The organism is Congregibacter variabilis (assembly GCF_045689235.1).
GTDB lineage: Bacteria > Pseudomonadota > Gammaproteobacteria > Pseudomonadales > Halieaceae > Congregibacter > Congregibacter variabilis.
In genome coordinates this window covers 1,349,474-1,367,514 of the sequence record NZ_CP136864.1, presented here as the reverse complement: position 1 = coordinate 1,367,514, position 18,041 = coordinate 1,349,474, and the positions used below count along the sequence as shown (strand labels likewise).

The 18,041-nt window shown below is 53.8% G+C and carries 14 protein-coding genes and 1 tRNA gene; 12 read left to right on the top strand and 3 right to left on the bottom strand.

The features are described from left to right. Window positions 1–11 precede the first annotated feature (11 nt). The 6 genes from R0135_RS06000 to R0135_RS05975 all read left to right on the top strand — a co-directional run bounded on the left by R0135_RS06000 (window position 12) and on the right by R0135_RS05975 (window position 5,957). Window positions 12–797, top strand: coding sequence for a TSUP family transporter (locus tag R0135_RS06000; RefSeq protein ID WP_407349349.1), 786 nt, complete (start codon window positions 12–14; stop codon window positions 795–797). Window positions 798–876: 79 nt separating this feature from the next. After that, window positions 877–1,302: a hypothetical protein gene (locus R0135_RS05995; RefSeq protein WP_407349348.1), complete on the top strand. Its 426-nt coding sequence runs from the start codon at window positions 877–879 to the stop codon at window positions 1,300–1,302. Window positions 1,303–1,339: 37 nt separating this feature from the next. Then, window positions 1,340–1,416, top strand: a tRNA-Arg gene (locus R0135_RS05990). Between the two features lie 423 nt (window positions 1,417–1,839). Beyond that, window positions 1,840–2,790, top strand: coding sequence for a tetratricopeptide repeat protein (locus tag R0135_RS05985; protein WP_407349347.1), 951 nt, complete (start codon window positions 1,840–1,842; stop codon window positions 2,788–2,790). Between the two features lie 67 nt (window positions 2,791–2,857). Then, window positions 2,858–3,574 (top strand): class I SAM-dependent methyltransferase, encoded by a 717-nt coding sequence (locus R0135_RS05980; RefSeq protein ID WP_407349346.1) that lies wholly within the window; start codon window positions 2,858–2,860, stop codon window positions 3,572–3,574. A gap of 202 nt (window positions 3,575–3,776) precedes the next feature. Continuing rightward, window positions 3,777–5,957, top strand: coding sequence for an OsmC domain/YcaO domain-containing protein (locus R0135_RS05975; RefSeq protein WP_407349345.1), 2,181 nt, complete (start codon window positions 3,777–3,779; stop codon window positions 5,955–5,957). 55 nt (window positions 5,958–6,012) lie between these two features. Here the strand turns inward: R0135_RS05975 and R0135_RS05970 are convergent, their stop codons facing one another. Both R0135_RS05970 and R0135_RS05965 read right to left on the bottom strand, forming a co-directional pair. Beyond that, window positions 6,013–6,801, bottom strand: coding sequence for an HpcH/HpaI aldolase family protein (locus tag R0135_RS05970; protein WP_407349344.1), 789 nt, complete (start codon window positions 6,799–6,801; stop codon window positions 6,013–6,015). A 181-nt stretch (window positions 6,802–6,982) separates the two neighbouring features. Then, window positions 6,983–7,696: a Crp/Fnr family transcriptional regulator gene (locus R0135_RS05965; RefSeq protein WP_407349343.1), complete on the bottom strand. Its 714-nt coding sequence runs from the start codon at window positions 7,694–7,696 to the stop codon at window positions 6,983–6,985. Between the two features lie 61 nt (window positions 7,697–7,757). Here R0135_RS05965 and R0135_RS05960 point away from each other — a divergent pair, with 61 nt between their 5' ends. The 5 genes from R0135_RS05960 to R0135_RS05940 all read left to right on the top strand — a co-directional run bounded on the left by R0135_RS05960 (window position 7,758) and on the right by R0135_RS05940 (window position 12,013). Then, window positions 7,758–8,804, top strand: a complete 1,047-nt coding sequence (locus R0135_RS05960; protein ID WP_407349342.1) for an alpha/beta fold hydrolase — start codon at window positions 7,758–7,760, stop codon at window positions 8,802–8,804. Window positions 8,805–8,808: 4 nt separating this feature from the next. Beyond that, window positions 8,809–8,961: a hypothetical protein gene (locus R0135_RS05955; RefSeq protein ID WP_407349341.1), complete on the top strand. Its 153-nt coding sequence runs from the start codon at window positions 8,809–8,811 to the stop codon at window positions 8,959–8,961. Between the two features lie 23 nt (window positions 8,962–8,984). Continuing rightward, window positions 8,985–10,628, top strand: a complete 1,644-nt coding sequence (gene ilvD / locus R0135_RS05950) for a dihydroxy-acid dehydratase (protein ID WP_407349340.1) — start codon at window positions 8,985–8,987, stop codon at window positions 10,626–10,628. A 121-nt stretch (window positions 10,629–10,749) separates the two neighbouring features. Next, window positions 10,750–11,178, top strand: a complete 429-nt coding sequence (locus R0135_RS05945) for a hypothetical protein (protein ID WP_407349339.1) — start codon at window positions 10,750–10,752, stop codon at window positions 11,176–11,178. 217 nt (window positions 11,179–11,395) lie between these two features. Beyond that, window positions 11,396–12,013, top strand: a complete 618-nt coding sequence (locus R0135_RS05940; RefSeq protein WP_407349338.1) for a response regulator — start codon at window positions 11,396–11,398, stop codon at window positions 12,011–12,013. Here R0135_RS05940 and R0135_RS05935 read toward each other — a convergent pair. Then, window positions 11,958–13,907, bottom strand: coding sequence for an ATP-binding protein (locus R0135_RS05935; protein WP_407349337.1), 1,950 nt, complete (start codon window positions 13,905–13,907; stop codon window positions 11,958–11,960). The two genes, R0135_RS05940 and R0135_RS05935, sit on opposite strands and share 56 nt — an antisense overlap. Before the next feature lie 133 nt (window positions 13,908–14,040). Between R0135_RS05935 and R0135_RS05930 the strand changes: the two genes are divergently transcribed. Beyond that, a complete protein-coding gene (locus R0135_RS05930; RefSeq protein ID WP_407349336.1) occupies window positions 14,041–17,808 on the top strand; it encodes a choice-of-anchor U domain-containing protein in 3,768 nt (1,255 codons plus the stop codon). Window positions 17,809–18,041: the final 233 nt, after the last annotated feature.

Sequence of the window (18,041 nt, the reverse complement as noted above, 5' to 3'; positions counted from 1 at the left end):
AGGCCCTGCCCGTGGCTGAGCTGCTGCCCTGGGAATATGGGCTCATCGCGGTGCTGTTTGTCTGGGGTGGTTTTGTGCGCTCGGGTCTTGGCTTTGGCGGTGCGGTACTGACCCTGCCGTTTTTGCTGCTGATTCGTGACGAGCCACTGCTGTTTTTGCCCATCATCTCGGTGCATCTGTTGTTCTTCTCGGGTTTGACGGTGTGGCAGGCCCATCGTGCGGATGCCAAGCTGGGCAGGGCGGTTAGCACCGTTAACTGGGAGTTCTTGCGCTACGCGTTGCCGTTAATGCTCGTGCCCAAGCTCATCGGCGTAGCGGGGGTGATTACGCTGCCTGGGTCGATAGTCACTGGCTTTATTTTTTGTACGGTCACCCTATATGCAATTAGTTACATAGTAGGTAGGCCGTTTAAAAGTAACAGCAAGCGCGTGGACGCGTTTTTTCTCATGTTGGGGGGCTATGTAAGCGGTGTGTCGCTCATCGCTGCGCCCTTGGTGGTGCCGGTAGCGGCAAGCCGGGTCACTAAAGAGCAGCTGCGCGATACCTTGTTTGTGCTGTGGTTCATCCTGGTGGGTCTTAAACTCATTGCATTTGTGATCACCGATGTCGATCTGCAGTGGCGTCAGCATCTGTGGCTGCTGCCCTGCGCGGCCATAGGACATGTGCTGGGCCTTAGGTTTCACGCCTATAGCCTGCGGGCAGACACACAGCTGTTTTTTAGGTATCTGGGGTTTGCGTTGCTGCTGGTGAGTGCCGCAGGTCTTGCGCGCTTCTGGCTCAATTTTGCGCCGGCCTGATCCAGGGTCGAAATCCCGAAGGCTGACGCGACTCAAAATACCCGCTACCCTTACAACACAGATTAGACGAGTAACTGCCATGATTTTGCGAACCCTTGTCGCATTACTAGCCCTGTCCCCGCTCACGGGACTCACCCAGTCGTTGGGGATGGAGACCGATTGGCTGGAGCTGGTGAAAGGCCACAGAGATGGTAAGTCCGGCGCGCAGGTGATGGACGTAAAGGCCGATGCGGCCACGGGACATCAGACCGTCATGATTAAAGTGCCTAAAGTGGCAATGGACTCCGATTCGGATATGGAAGAAGTCAGGGTAGTGGGGCAGGCCCCGGAAGACACCGAGATGCCCGTTCTGCTGCCAGAGCTTGAGACCGAATGGGTCGATGATTACGACAACGATCATTACGGCTTGTTGGTTAAGCTCAAGAGTGATCAGAAGATACCCTTCCGTCTGTTCTTCTCTGCCGTTGGGCAAGGCGGCAGTATTGATAGTGGTGTTCAGCCTTGACAGAAAAGGTCTAGATACCTATAGTCCCGCCCCCTACGCGCCCGTAGCTCAGCTGGATAGAGTACCTGGCTACGAACCAGGCGGTCGCACGTTCGAATCGTGCCGGGCGCGCCATATACAAAATAAGCCTCACCCATCGGGTGGGGCTTTTTTGTATCTAGTGTTCCAGCCGAAAGAACGTGCTCGTTCGACAAACTGCGACGAGCAGGAGCAGTTTGGACGGCGGAGCTTGCGACGCCGCCCGCAGGGCGAAAACAGCCCTTAGGCTGTTTGAGTCAATCGTGCCAGTGCTTTCCCTCAGCCAGCATCCCGCGCAGTACATCCAGCGTTTGCCAATGTGCCAGCGATCGCCTCGGGTCAAATCGGGTGGGTTCATTGCCCTGCCTACCCTGTTTTCGCCAGGCCTTGCTGAAAATCCTCGAGAACAGCAAAGTGTGTGACTATCCTGATACGCTTCGACCCGGGTCCAGCGCTACTCAAAGTTCGCTAAGTTTTGAGGGTAATGCCCGAACGCGAATCACAGATGGGAGGAAAGGCATGCAAGACAAGTCGAGTTGTTCCAGGATACTGTTGTATTCGCTGCTGCTACTGGTAGTGCCTCTGGCTAGTACCCAGGCGCTAGCGGCGCAAACCTCGGCCTTGTCCGCCGACGCTCAGGCGGTCTCGCTCGATGGGCGGCCGTTGTACGCCGCAAAGCCTAGCGAGCAAACGCTGGAGAAACTCCGCGCAGCCCAAAACGCTTATGACGCCAATCCCGGGGACGCCGACGCCATTATCTGGCTGGGCAGGCGCATTGCCTACACCGGGGATTATCGTCGAGCGATCAAGGTGTTCAGCGACGGTATTTCGAAGTTTCCTGATGATCCGCGTTTCTATCGACACCGCGGTCATCGCTATCTCTCCGTCCGCAAGTTTGACGAGGCCATTGACGACTTTTTGCGCGCGGCCGTACTGATGCATGATTTGCCGCAGGATATCGAGCCCGATGGGTTGCCCAATGCATTGAACATTCCGCTGACCACCACGCAGGGCAACGTCTGGTACCACCTGGGTCTAGCGTACTATCTCAAGCAGGACTGGCCTCTGGCGTTGGCGGCCTTTCGCAACGGCTATCGTCTGGGCGGCAACGATGACAACCTCGTGTCCAGCGGGCATTGGATCTACATGATTTTGCGTCGCATGGGTGAAGACGCCAAGGCCGCGAAGGCTCTGGACGAGATTAGCGTCGATATGAACATCATCGAAAACATGAGCTATCACCAGCTCTGTCTTCTGTATAAAGGCGAGCTTCCCATCGAAGAAATGATGGATGCTAACGGCGATAATCCGAGCAATTCGGCCGTCGCTTACGGGCTTGCCAACTATTACTACTACAATGGTGACCGGGTGCGATCAGACGAACTGTTGCGACGTATCGTGTCGGGATCCAGCTGGAGTTCCTTCGGTTACATTGCAGCTGAGGCTGATCTGGCCAACCCGGCGCGTTAGCGGCTAGTATCAAAACTCTGAATTCAACATTTCACCAATTTATCCATTCAAAAACGTGAGGCACCACATGAAGAGAAACTTTTTTGCCATCGCTATGGCGCTAGCTATCGCAGGATCGCCTGCAGGCGCTGCTGATTATGACGCCGTTAAATCCAAGCTGGAAAAAGCAATGGCTTCCTCGGTCAGATCAGAAGCCGAGACGAGTCGAGATCGCAACCGCAAACCCGTCGAGACTCTTGAGTTCTTCGGTTTACGTGATGATATGAAAGTCGTCGAACTCTTTCCGGGGGGCGGCTGGTACACCAAGTTGCTGGCGCCTGTACTGGCCGAGGATGGTGAGTTCTATGTCGCTTTCGGCGCAGACCGCGCGCTGAAGTCCCTGGCGGGCAAGCCCGGTTTTGGCGAGCTTCAGGAGACCGGCGAATTCGCCGATGTTGATCTCGATATCGACGATGTCGACATGGTTTTAACGTTTCGCAATTATCATAATTTCGACGAAGACAAGCGGATGGCCTTAAACGAAACTGTTTTTGACTCGCTTAAGTCAGGAGGCATTTACGCGGTGGTGGATCACACGCGCCGCCACATGCAGGGTGATAACGATGAGAACGGACGACGCGTTGACCCGGTACTCGCCATCAAGGAGATTCAGGCCGCTGGCTTCGAGCTTGTGGACTACTCCAAGCTGCACTACCGGGCCGATGACGAATTGCGCTACGAAGTAGGTCGCAAGACTGTCACTGGTAATACGGACCGTTGGACCCTGAAGTTCCGTAAGCCCTAGGCAGATCACAACAAGGCGTTTTATAGCTGGAGTGCACAACCATCCCGGCTAAAAACGCCTCATACAACTCAGTAAGTTCTTCCGTTCTCTATGAGCTGTGGTTGAATTTCACCGAATTGAAAGACGTTCGGGCTCAAAAGCTGGATAATAGCGGCAGTCCAAGGCCACAGAGCGCCAAATTCCTCAAATTGGTACTCTCGTAATGGAAATCAACGTCAATTTTCTCGACAAGCTCCGAATTGAAGCCAAGTTTGACGACTTCTCGGTGATTTCCGACCAACCTATACGCTACAAAGGCGACGGCTCAGCGCCCGGTCCTTTTGACTATTTCTTGGCGTCATCGGCGTTGTGTGCGGCCTATTTTGTCCGGGTTTATTGCATAGCGCGGAACATTCCAATCGACAATATCCGCCTATCGCAAAACAACATTGTTGATCCCGAGAACCGCTATAAGCAGATTTTTAAGATCCAGGTTGAGCTGCCAGAAGATATTTCTGATAAAGACAGACAAGGCATTGTGCGTTCCATCGACCGGTGTACGGTCAAGAAGGTGGTGCAAACCGGCCCTGAATTCCAGATTGAAGTCGTAGACAGCCTGGATGAAGACGCCCAGGCCCTGCTGATGGTCAAGCCAGAACGCCACGCCAGCACCTATATTTTGGGTAAAGACCTGCCGGTGGAGCAGACCATCGCCAACATGACCGCCATTCTGGCGAGTTTGGGCATGAAGATCGAGATCGCATCCTGGCGCAATATCGTGCCTCACGTTTGGTCATTGCACGTTCGCGACGCGGCCTCGCCCATGTGCTTCACCAATGGTAAAGGTGCGACAAAGGAAAGCGCCCTGTGCTCGGCGCTGGGCGAGTTTATTGAGCGTCTGAACTGCAACTTCTTCTATAACGATCAGTTTTTTGGTGAAGAAATTGCCAACAGTGAGTTTGTTCATTACCCCAATGAACGCTGGTTTAAGCCAGGCCCCAAGGACGAACTTCCCCAAGGCATTCTGGATAGCCACTGTCTGGAGATCTACAACCCGGAGAATGAATTGGCGGGTTCTAACCTCATCGACACCAACTCTGGCAATACTGAGCGCGGAATCTGCGCTTTGCCCTTTGTACGGCATTCAGACGGCGAGACGGTGTACTTCCCCAGCAATCTGATTGAAAACCTGTTCCTGAGCAATGGCATGAGTGCGGGTAACACCTTGTTTGAGGCGCAAGTTCAGTGCCTGTCAGAAATTTTTGAGCGGGCGGTCAAAAAGCAAATTATTCAGGAAGAACTTACGTTGCCAGATGTCCCCGTGCACGTATTGGAAAAATACCCCAACATTTTGGAAGGCATTCGGGCGTTGGAAGCACAGGGATATCCTGTGTTGGTCAAAGACGCCTCGCTTGGGGGCCAGTTTCCGGTGGCTTGTGTCGCGTTGATGAACCCGAAAACCTCCGGCGTTTTTGCCTCTTTCGGCGCGCATCCGACTCTGGAAGTCGCGCTGGAGCGCAGTCTCACTGAGTTAATGCAGGGCCGCAGCTTTGAAGGCCTGAACGATTTTCCGCCCCCGACCTTCAACAGCCTTGCGATCACCGAGCCCAACAATTTTGTAGAACACTTCATTGATTCCAGCGGTGTGGTCTCGTGGCGCTTCTTCAGCGCCAAGGCGGATTTCGAATTTAGCGAGTGGGATTTCTCGGGCACCAACGAAGAAGAGGTCGCCTGCCTGCTTAGCATCCTCAAAGACCTTGGCAAAGAAGTGTATACAGCGGTTTATGACGACTTGGGCGCCCCGGTGTGCCGCATACTGGTGCCTGACTATTCTGAGGTTTACCCGGTAGAGGATCTAATCTGGGACAACACTAATCGCGCTCTGGATTATCGCGAAGACATTCTCAACCTTCACTCGTTGAATGATGACCAGCTGAATGCCCTGGTAGAGCGTCTGGAAGAAAGCCAGATAGACGATTACACAGACATCATCACCTTGATCGGTATTGAATTCGATGAGAACACGGTCTGGGGCCAGCTCACCATTCTGGAGTTAAAGCTGCTTATCAACCTGGCTCTGGAGCAGCATGAAGTCGCCCTTGAGCGAGTCGAAACCTTTATCCAGTTCAATGACAATACCCTGGAGCGCGGCTTATTTTATCGGGCGGTGAATGCGGTACTGGAAATTGTTATCGATGACGAACTTGAGCTAAGTGATTACCTGTTTAATCTCAAGCGACTGTACGGTGACCAGACTATGGACGCGGTGGTGGGGTCCGTGAGTGGCGATGTGCGCTTTTACGGCCTTACCCCAACCAACATGCAGCTGGCAGGCCTGGACAAACACCTGCGGCTTATTGAAAGCTATAAGAAGCTGCATGGAGCGCGCGCTAGCAGAGCTTGAGTGCAGGAGCGTAGCGACGGCGGGATCATGCCCGGACTCCCGCGCCGGCTGTCGACTAGTAGCCACCTCGGGAGGGCTCACTGCTCTTTACCTCCGCCTTGGCCGTCGTGAGCGCCTGGGCGAGACCGTCGCGCAACATGCTGATATCGCTGCCGATAGAAACAAAATCGAAACCCTGTTCCAACGATTCGGCGGCCATCTCGGCGTTGTAGCCAAACATGCCGCAGGCCAGACGGTTGCTCCGACAGGCTTGCATGATCTTCTGCAGTGCGGCGTTGAATCGGTCGTTGGAAAAGTCTCCGGGTGCAAGGCCAAGCCCGTAGGTCAGATCCATGGGGCCTACAAATAGCCCGGTGACACCAGGTACCGCGGCGATAGCCTCCAGGTTGGAGAGGCCTTCCTCGGTCTCGATCATCAGCAGGCATGCGATGTCTTCGTTGGCGCTGCCGAGATACGACAGACCTTCTACCATAGCGTCGCGCATGGGCCCGCAGGATCGAAGCCCTTTTGGTGGGTAGTAGCACGCCGCCACTGCCTGTCGGGCATCCTCGGCAGAATTGATCATCGGCACGATGACTCCCCGGGCGCCAGCATCAAGGGCCTTGCCGATTTGGTCGGGTTGGTTCGCCGCCACTCGCACGACGGGGGTGATCGGCAGTCCGGTGATAGCGGGCAGCAGTTGAGTCAGGTGGCTGTAGTCCATCAGGCCGTGCTGCAGGTCAAAGCATATCCAGTCCAGGCCCGATCTTGCCAGAGTTTCGGCAATGTGGATGTCGGGCAGGTTTGACCAGGCGCCCCGAGACTTTTCTTCGGATTGCCACTTCTCGATAATCTGGTTTTTCATATTCGACAGCTCCTACAGCATATGAATCACCCTATGTGAAACATTGGTAAGTAGTGGTTCAGCATTTAAAACCAAGAGCCCGCGCGTAGTTTGTAACACTGGTCACAATTCAGTGGTAAAACTGGAAAGGTTAATCCCGTTACCTTAACGGCCGCCTAAAGTGACCGGTGCTTACGGTGGCCTACTGATATCCGGGAACCAGCGGCTCGCCACCGACCAATGCATCGCTGGCCGCTATCAATGCGGGTAAATCGGGAATCAGGATCCTGCCATACTCGCGCCGCACCAGCCCCGCTGCCTCGAGCTGCTTGAGCTCGCGGCTAACACCCTCGCGCGTCGAGCCCAGCATGCGAGCAAGGCTTTCATGGGTCACCCCTTCGAGAAGAGTTGTCCCGGTCGGCTCAACCGTACCAAAGCTGTAAGCCAGCCGGGATAAAAGCCTGGCGAGGCGGTCCCGCATGGGCAGAACGGTGGCATCTTCAATCATGGTGTAGGTCTGGCGCAGGTGGTGCGCCATGAGCCGCATGAGTTGCTGGAATATTTCGGGATACTTAGCGCACAACGAATCGAAATCACGTTTCTGAAGTACCTGCAGCGTGGTGGGGCCCGCGGCATAGGTGCAATGCGGCCGATACAGGCCATCGATTAGACTCAGTTCTCCAAAGCAATCACCTTCGCGTAATTCGGCGAATTCAATTTCCTTGCCGCGTGCCGTGTAGTTGCAGAATCGCACTCGTCCAGATTCGATCAAATACAGTTCTTTGCCTTCATCACCCAAGCTGTAGATCGCGTCGCCATCGGGGTAATGCCTCGCCCGCATGCAAGCGAGCACATCTTCTCGGGCTGTTGCAGAGAGCTGGCCAATCCAGTTGTGCAGTGAGTCGACTTTGAGCATCTACTTTTTATTGTAGTGTTTGGAGGCAAAATTATACGGCAGGCCTTGGGGCGCGTCCTGCATGTCGATACGGGCGTGGCTTTGCTCCCAGCCAGACACTTTTTGCCCGAATGTGACCTTTGGTACGAACAGTGCGACCGAAGCGAGGCATGATTTGCCACGTTTGGATATCGACTTGTGCCTGGACCGGCGAATAGAAACTATGGCGAACTATCCCTCTTTGCAGGCGGACATAGATAATTGGTATGCCTCTGCAAGTTATTTTGACTGGCAAGGCAGTCGCATTTGTTACCAGCATAAAGGTGCAGGGCCGGTGCTGTTGATGGTGCACGGATTCCCCACTGCCGGGTGTGACTGGTGCGATATGGCAAAAGGCTTAGCCGAGCACTTCACCATTATTGCGCCTGACATAGCCGACGCTGGTCAATCTGCGAATCCAACCAGACAAACTTACACCCTGCATGAACATGCCGACATGCTGGAAGCGCTGCTAAAGCACCTGGATTTTGGCAGCGCGCACCTGCTGGGCCACGATGTGGGCGATGCCATCTGTCAGGAGCTAATCGCTCGGCAGAATGAACAGTCTCTGGGGTTTCTGATACAAAGCTGCGTGTTCCTCAATGGCGGGATTCTGATGAAGGCGCATCGACCCCGCTTTCTGCAGTCGCGCCTGGCGGGCCGATACGGTGAATGGATTGCACGATTCCTGCCTGCGCAGCCGTTTATGAAAACTATCAGCAATATCTTTGGGGAGCGAAAGCCGGGGCCGGAAGCACTGCGCACCCTCTGGTCTGTAAGCACGGGCATCAATGGCAGAGCCTCTTTGGCACGCCGCAGTCAGAACATGCACGACCGGCGTCAGCACGCCGGGCGCTGGGTGCGCGCGCTACAGGAAACGGATATTCCCCTGTGCATGATCAACGGGGTTATGGACCCGATTTCCGGTGCGCATGCCTGTGAGGCCATCGAGCGCGAAATCCCCGCCATCGAGCTTATACGTCTAGAAGGGGTGGGCCACTTCCCCTTGATCGAGGCACCACAGCAATGTGTGGAACACCTACTGAGCTTCCACCGCCGCCTGGGTCTCAAAATCACTGTGGAGCAATAGCGACATGAGAAATATTGAAAACTGCGTAGCCTGGATCACCGGTGGCGTTACAGGTATCGGCCGTGCCGCTGCTATCGAGCTGTCCAAAGCTGGCGCGACGGTGATCAGTCCCTCCAACAATCGCTGGTACACGCTGGCGCGATCAGTGCGTGCCTAGATCAATTCCAAGGAGAAATACCTATGTCCAAGAAAAGTGATGTCATTATCGCAAGCCCCAACAAGCTGGTTAACGACTTTCGAAGTGGGGTAATGAAGGGTGCGGGGTATGACACCAAGCATCTGAACAAGCGGCCACTGATCGCCATTGCTAACTCCCATACCGAGATGACCGCGGGACACAATCATCTCAATAAGCTCGCCGACAAGGTCAAAGAAGGTATTCTGGTTGAGGGTGGCGAGTACGCCGAGTTCAATGTCCCCGCGCCCTGTGACGGTATCGCCATGGCCCACGATGGCATGCGCTACGTGCTTGCGCAGCGCGACCTGATCGCTGACATTGTCGAAACCCATGTACGCTCCCAGGCATTTGATGCGGTGGTTTTCATCGCAGGCTGCGACAAGATTAACCCTGGCATGATGATGGCCATGGGGAGACTGGATCTGCCGAGCATCTATCTGTCAGCCGGGCCGGGGCAAATGAATATTCGCAATGCACCGAAGTTCGACGACTCTATCGATCACAATGACTATCGTGGCGATCCCGAAGCTTTCGTCGAAACCTTCAACTGCAGTAGCTGCGGTGCCTGCGAAATCATGGGCACGGCCAACACCTTTCAATGTCTGGCCGAAGTACTGGGGATTTGCCTGCCCGGCAGTTCCAACATACCCGGATGGCACACCGAGAAGTTGAAAGCGGCCCGGGCTACCGGTCGACGCGCCGTACAATTGTTCCATGAGGGCCTCAATGCGCGCCAATTGCTCACGCAGACGTCCCTAGAGAATGCCGCAAGAATGTTGATGGCGATCGGCGGCTCAACGAACGGCACTCTTCATCTGCCAGCCATTGCGCATTCGGCAGGCTGTGAGCTCACACTGGATCACTTTTCCCAGGCAAGCGCGGAGGTGCCGACGTTGCTGGCCGTGAGCCCCAACGGGCCCTGGGGGTTGCAGGATGTATGGGCGGCTGGTGGCATGCCGGCTGTGATGCAGGTTATGCAGAAGGATATCGATACCTCAACTTTATCTGTCGGCGGCGGCACGCTGCAGCATGTTATAGATAGCGCCAAGGTGCTTAATCCCAAGGTAATTCCGCCGCGGGATCAGCCGCATCGGCCCACGGGCGGCATCGCCGTACTGCGGGGGAATCTTGCGGAAGGCGGCTCTGTGGTCAAGCAGGCTGGTGTCAAGGAGGACATGCTGCAGTGCAAGGGCCCAGCGGTTTGTTTCGATTCAGAGGACGAGGCCTTGGCCGGTATTGAGCAAGGCAAGGTCACCGGTGGCGACATCATCGTACTTCGCTACCAGGGCCCAAAGGGTGGCCCCGGTATGCCCGAGATGCTGGGGGTAACCCTGGCCCTGAAATTCGCCGGCCTGGATAAAACCGCACTGGTGACCGATGGGCGTTTTTCGGGCGCGACCAGTGGACCCTGTGTCGGTCATATCTGTCCGGAGGCCGCCGATGGTGGCCTGATAGCATTGATCGAGGACGGCGACATGATCGAGATCGATATTCTTAACGGTCGACTGCGTGCCGAGGTGACCGACGAGCAGATCGCTGAGCGCAGAGAAAACTGGCAGCCCGTCATGAAAGAAGTCGGTTTTGGCTACATGGGGCTTTATCGCAAGTATGTTCGGCCGGCCAGTGAGGGAGCCATCCTGATCTGAGCCTTTATATTCGATCCCGGCACCCGCATCATCGTTGAGGGTCAAGCCAGGTGCATTTACCTGGCTATCAATAGGAGCATTTTTCGGCTGCAGCGAATTCGAGGAGTTCACGCGTTTCCTGATGCTCTCCGGTCGCCGCAAAAACCGCTGCCAGCAGTGGGCGCGGCGCACGCGGGAGCGCCAACTCTGCCCGTTCATGGGCGAGCTTCGACGCAGCCGCTGTGCGGCCGCTTTTGGCTGCGACAAAGGCCAACTCCGATCCCCTATCCAGTTTAATGACAATACCCTGGAACGCGAGTTGTTTTATCGGGCGGTGAGCGCGGTACTGGAAATTGTTATCGATGACGAACTTGAGCTGAGTGATTACCTGTTTAATTTGAAGCGACTGTACGGTGACCAGACTATGGACGCGGTGGTGGGGTCCGTGAAGGGCGATGTGCGCTTTTATGGCCTTACCCCAACCAACATGCAGCTGGCAGGCCTAGACAAAAACCTGCGGCTTATTAAAAGCTATAAGAAGCTGCATGCAGCGTATGCTGCCAGGGTTTGAATGGCCTAAAGAACCGAAACGGGTTGCCAACACATCCGGTTTGGCACACCGATGCCCAACGCGTCCTCGGGCCTGGAAATACAATATAAAGGCGCGCATTTTTACTGCTTAAAGATTAAAATACTCGCGCCTAAAAGGAGATTGATACGCTCACCGGACTATCAGCTTCTACTGGGTCAGCGGATCAGTCACTGCTTTTTATCAATAAGTAGAGACTATGAAAATATTGATCGTGGACGATCACCAGCTTTTCCGTGAAGGCCTCACGTTGGTCCTACAAAAAATCCGAGGTAACGTCGAAATTCTGCAGGCAAGTGACTACGAAAGCGCTGTGGATTCCTTACGGGAGAGCTCTGATCTTGACGTCATGATGCTTGATTTACATTTGGCTAAAGAGGATGGATTTTCGGTATTAAGTTACGCGCGCGAGCACTACAAATCTCTGCCCGTGATAGTGCTGACAGGTTCAAAAACTGCCGCTGACATGCGGCGTGCCATTGACGGGGGCGCTCTGGGATTTATACCCAAGGAAAGTTCAGGGGAGCTCATGCTTAAAGCTGTACAGCTTGTGCTCGCTGGGGGTATCTATCTTCCCGCAGAGATGCACAGCGTTGTGAACGAGGCACGTGATAGATCTGGCATTGTATTCACACCACGGCAGAAGGATGTTTTGAAGATGCTGATAGAGGGCCACGCTAACAAAAACATTGCTGATTCACTTGGTATAACGGAAGCGACCATCAAGATGCATCTCAGTAGTATTTTTAAAGCGCTGGGTGTTAGCAATCGAACCCAGGCCGTCTTGGAGGCTCAAAAAATGTCTCGGGACCTATGATATTTCGACTGTTCTCTGTGGTGTGAGTAGAGTGCAAAAACGCGCGCAGTTTTGACGGGGCGACGGGTTTGTGAAGTACGATGTGGCCACTCTGTGCTAATGCGAGTAAACGTTCATTGTCAATGTCCCCGGTGACAATGAGTGCTGGAATGTCACTTTGGAAGGCTGTATGCAGCCGTCGAATGACATCAATGCCCGTCTCGTCATTCTTTAGTCGAAAGTCGGAAATGATTGCGTCTGGTTTGTGCATACCTGTTTTTAGCTGCTCCATCGCTTGATCGCCGTTGGCGGAGCAGATTGTTTTGTAACCCCAGATGTCCAAAAGGTCGGCAATTCCTTCACGAATGCTTGCTTCATCGTCAATGATGACCACCAAGGGTTGTTTGCCGGTACACGCAGCCCCAGATTCGGTAACAATAATGTCAGAGACAGACCTTGTGTGCTCTCCATCTATGATGATAGAAAATACTGAGCCTCTCCCTACTTCAGATTCAACGTGAATCTTGTGGTCCAGCAGTCGTGCAGCGCGCTTGACGATAGAGAGACCCAAGCCAAAACCTTTCTGTCGATCTCGTTCGTTATTGTCGAGCTGCTCAAACTCTTCGAAAATATCCTCAATCGATTCAGCCGGAATCCCCTTTCCGGTATCAGCGACGTCAATGATTAATGCACCGTCTTTTTCTATGCAACGCATCGTAATTGTGCCGGTGGTGGTGTACCTAATTGCGTTGGACAGATAGTTCCCGAGGATTCGCTCAATCAGGTTTACGTCGCTGTTAATAATGTAGTTACAGTTCTCAAAAGACAGCGTAAGGCCCTTTTTTTGTGCTTGTAAGGTGTAGGTGTTGGCGAGTCGATTGACGATGTCACCGAGGAAAAGTTCTTTTTTCTCGGCTAACACGGTCCCTGCGTCCAGCTGTGAGATGTCCAGAAGCGTGTCAAATTGGTCTTGTAGCGCATCGACCGATGATTTGATCTGCAACACCGTCTTTCTGGTTTTCTCGTTCGTGACACTCTCATCGAGTACTGCTGCAAATAGATTGAGTGCATAGAGGGGTTGTCGCAGGTCGTGGCTTGCAGCGGCGAGAAATTTTGATTTAGCAGAGTTTGCGCGTTCTGCCTCATCCTTTTGTTCCTGGAGTTTCTCGATAAGATCAAGATTTGTAAAACGCAGTTGAAGCGTGTTTTTAAAAGACCGATTAATTTTGATGTTAAAAAAAGTGAGTGCTGCAAGAAAAACAATCGTCACCGCCGCCATCGTCAGGTGAATAGTCTCTCCAGTCGACAATAGTTTGACGGTGATCGGCGTCAGCACAAGCGGTGAAAACGCGTAGTAGGTGGGCAGGTAGATACTTAGGGTAAACGTGGAACCACCGGTCATTCCGAACAGGGCCATCAGAATGAAAAGTTGGTAGTCCAGTTGCCCCGCAGGAAACAAAAGGATGCCGCTCGCGCCCCAGATCATACCCGCGATTGCGCTGCCAGCGACCAGAAAAAAGCTGTATTGACCCGCTTGCTCGGGGTCGAAGCGGTTTTGGTAATTGATATAGAGGATGCCGCGTAGCAGCAGCATTCCCAGCATCAGTCCAAACCAGGCAAGCAATACCGGGTGATCGATAATGTCCCAGAACCCAAAAACCAGACAGGCACTGACAATAAGGTTAATGGACATCAGCGGGTACATCGATTCAAACAGGGTTTTTACCTGCTCAATGCGAAGCTTGTCTTCCAGTGCGGGTTCGGTACCGGGCGTCTGCATGCTGTTCCAGTTGTTGGGAGACCAGAGCGATAGCGAACCCTGGTTTTTGGTCAATGGACTGATCAGCAAGCGGAATGCGGCATCAATGTCCGCAAGATGTTCGCACAGCAAGTCCCAATAGTCATCGACTGGCAATACAAACTTTAGTTGGTAATGGCTATCAACCAATGTCTAGTTGTACGGTCGAGACGGCATACCTATTGTAGTTGGTTGAGCAGCCCAAACCTGAGTACAGCCCGGGGCCTGCCAGCTTAAAAATAGGAAACCTGTGAATTATCTACAAGTAATGAATCGACAGTTATGCGGCCTGATTGCTCGGGAGCACAAGCCTGCCAGCAAGCGACGTGTGAATTGTTGGTCTGGGGCCGCTCTATCGCTGGCGCTGAGTATGTTTTCGTTATCAGCCGGGGCGCAAGTCGATCCGCCGGAAGGGGCCTGCAGAATCGATCGAATTGAAGTTAAAGATATTAACGTTATAGCCGCATCCAAGGGTATGGATGCTAACGGTGCGGCTTTGGCTTTCACGCTATCGAGGGTGGCCGACGTTGCGTTAAATGCATACCTGACGTTTGGCACTGGGGGAGTGGCGACGGGGTACAGCAAATTTCAAAAGGCGCAGCGCGTATTTTCCGTAACAGAGTCGGCCGTCAGCGGCGACTCAGAACTTCCATCATTTACTCTAAGCGCGCTGAATAAAGAGGTCGAAGACGAGGTTAGCTCGCCTCAGTTTATTACTGAAGCTTGTCCAGACGATCCGGAGTGCACCGTAGAAAGTACGCTCAATGACCTCATTTCGATTGTTTTGGCAAACCCACCCAATTCCCCGGATCAATTGCTTGTGTCGGTTGGTGGTAGAAAAGTGCTGCCACTGCCCAATGCCAGATATCCGGTCACTATTTTTGGGGCCGAGGTGGATTACCGTCCGGACGAAGACGATGATTTTGGATACAACTCTGACTTATTACCGCAGGATGCACAGAGCCAGTCGTTTATTGGCTCTACCTTTGTGCAATTTTGGGAGAACGACGTTGGCGCCGATAACGACGATCTCGGAAAGCTGGATGTAGCCTGGGAAGGTGATAGCGCTACCGGTCCTTTAAGACCTGAGGGCGAGCTCGATACCTCAGATCAAGTGAGAGTACTGGTAGGCCCCAAGGAAGAGGGCAGTATTTACGAATTCACCTACGCATTAACCCCGGGTACCGGCAATCTCGACGAAATCCCCGAAAGGCTTTTTTGCTCACAACAAGGCTGTTGGTCTGGGCGTCCTAACCCGTCTAACGGTGCCTTCGGCAATTTAGAGGGCGGAGCTCTGGGCGCCTGCCCGCCTAATTATGTCAATCGCGGTGATGTCACCACGGACAGAAATTTCGGATTCACCTATTGCACACTTGATCTGGCCTGCGGCGACACCTTTGATGATCTTGAGATCATGGGCGGCGTCAGCGCGCTGCGCGATGGTGACATCATTGCTCTACAGTCGCGTCGGGTCTTGTCGCCCGACGGTGTCTACCCCTATGTGGGCCGGGTTGGACTGGGCTTGCCCGGTGACGTTGTAAAAGACGACGCAATTGCCTCCATTTTGGACCCGAGCCGCACCGATGCCCAGTGGAGAGTTAGCAAGCTGCCAGACGGTAAGTTCACGCTTCGGGCTTTAAGAACCAACAAGTTGCTGAACATCGGTGGTTTTGCACCCGGTGGTGTCGAGGTAAACGTGAATGGCGCTGATTCTGGCGATAACACCGACTGGACAATCGAGCAGGCGAACGAAGGTTTTTATCTCTCTCAGGGTGCGTTCAAACTGTATGTATGCGATGGATGTGCATCGGATGAGGACAGATTAGGGTACAACTACTCCCTTCGCGCAACCCCCGGTGCAAGCGACGACAGTTCTCGCTGGACAATACTGGTCAAAGACCGGGATCGCCGTATTAGCGTTGATACGACAATTGAAGCCTTGGAATTGGACAGTCTGACCCGGCTGGTCATAGACCCGGGTATTACCTACACAATCAATGGCGACATCGTCCTCGACGATCTGGTCGATATAGAAAACTACGGAACCATTATCATCAATGGCGCTGTGAGAAGTGAGGGTCTGATTAACAATCTTGGTGGTGGCAGCATTGTGGTAAATGGTTCGCTTATCGTGGCCACGACGCTTATCAATAGCGGTGTATTGTCGAATTTCGGGACCGTGAGGGGCTTGGGTGATCGGGTCCGCATTCTGAACACGTCAACCGGCATCATTAGCGATAACCGAGGTGCGCAGGCATTTGCTACCGTGAAAAATGACGGAGCGATTTTTGCGACTCCGGGTTCCTGGTACGAGGCCGGTGGTGGTTTTAAGTCGGAATCCGGTACCAACATGGTGGACTTCACTACGACGTACTTCGGATTACCCTACGACACAGCCTGCCAGCGCATTGGTGGTGGTGTTTGGGACGAGGCGACCTCGACCTGCACCGCAGGCGGTTACTGGGTGCAAGAGGGCGAGGGTCTTTATGTGAGTGAAGGTGTCACCCTAAAGACGGGTGATGCGGCCATTGTCAATCGGGGCACAATCACCAATCTGGGCGTTATCGACAATGCAAACGGCGGCTTCTTTAGCTGCGAGAACGCTACTATCCAAGGCAACCCCAGTACCAACATACCCAGCGCCTGCATATCCAGTGAGGAACAACAGATCTGTGAAGGTTACGGCGGTACCTGGTACCCAGGGCCAGGCACGCCGACCTGCACTGGCAGCGTATTTGTCAGAAACGAGTTGCGTATTACTGCGGAAATGAACTGGAATTTGGACTCTATTTTGATGGGTTGCTACGTTACGGCGAATCTTGAAGAAAACGACTTCATGCTAACCGTTGACGCTTGCCCTGAAGGTGTCGGTAACCCACTGCTGATTGTTGACGCAGATGCCACGCTCACTGTCAACGCAATCAACTTTTACCGTGGCCCGGGGCAGCTTATCAATTATGGCGACATACGTTTTGGTGGTGGTCCCGATATTCCGGACGGCGCATCTCAACCCGCGCTGGGTCTTCTCGGTACCGGGCGTGTAGACAACTATGGCGTGATCTCACCGGCAATTGCGGTTGGCTTTGAGGAAGTTGGAAACACAGGCAGTTACTACAACTATTGTGATGCAACCGGAGAGATAGTTGGGGACCAAGGTGCTTACTTTGGGATCCGTGATTCCTGGGGTTTCCCTACCCAGGTTACGGACTTGTGCCCCGGCGTTGATTCCGATGGTGACGGGGTAGACGACCTACTGGATCCATTCCCGAACGACCCCCTGGAAAGCGTCGACAGTGATTATGACGGCGTTGGCGACGGTGCGGATCTTTTTCCGAACGATGCCTCTGAGCAAGCAGACGCCGATGGCGATGGCGTTGGAGATGCCAGCGATGATTTCCCTGATGATGCCCTACGGTCTAAGGATTCAGATCGCGATGGCATCAGCGACAACGATGATGCCTTTCCACTGGATCCTACGGAATGGGCCGATGACGACGCCGATGGCGAAGGTAACTTTGCCGACAGTTATAACAATGCCGTAACCGAGGGCGCAGCCGACGAGATTGTCGTGACCACGGCACCAGGGGCGGCGGACTCCAGTTGCTCTCTTACCGACGTAAGCACCGCGCCGGTCACAGCGTTGCCCCCCGCAGGAATGACGGTAACCACGTCCGAAATAGGGTTTTCGCTGCGCGGCTGTGCGACCGATCAGGCAGAGTCACTCCGCATCATTATCGACCTTGGTGAAAATCAGCGCGCAGGTGCCACGGCGTACAAGTATTCCGGTGCAAGCGGCTGGACGCGTATATCCGGTGCGGCCATCAACGGGTCCGTGCTGTCTTACGTGGTGGTCGATAACGGTCCTTTAGACAGCAATGAGATCCTTGGTGAGATTGACGATCCCGTTGTGGTTCTTTCGTCCGTGAGCAGTGTTCCGTCGATGCCTTATTGGCTTCTCGTGGTTATGGCGCTTGGACTGTGCTACCTGGGTGGTCGCATGGTGAGATCTTTAGACTAAGTAGAGCCAAAGTGTGATGGTGGATTACGCGGAAGTTTGAGTATTTGGTTTAGAAGGCTGCCGACGGTGGCCTGATTGCATTGACTGAGGTCTTGTCTTGGCAGCAATGAGCGGACAAGGCGCGCGTAAACGTCCAACGATGCGTCCCTCATCTGTTTGGTCTTAATCCACACCACACACCGACATCCAACCAAAGTCTCCCGAGTCTCTATACTATGCTCCGGGCGTTACAA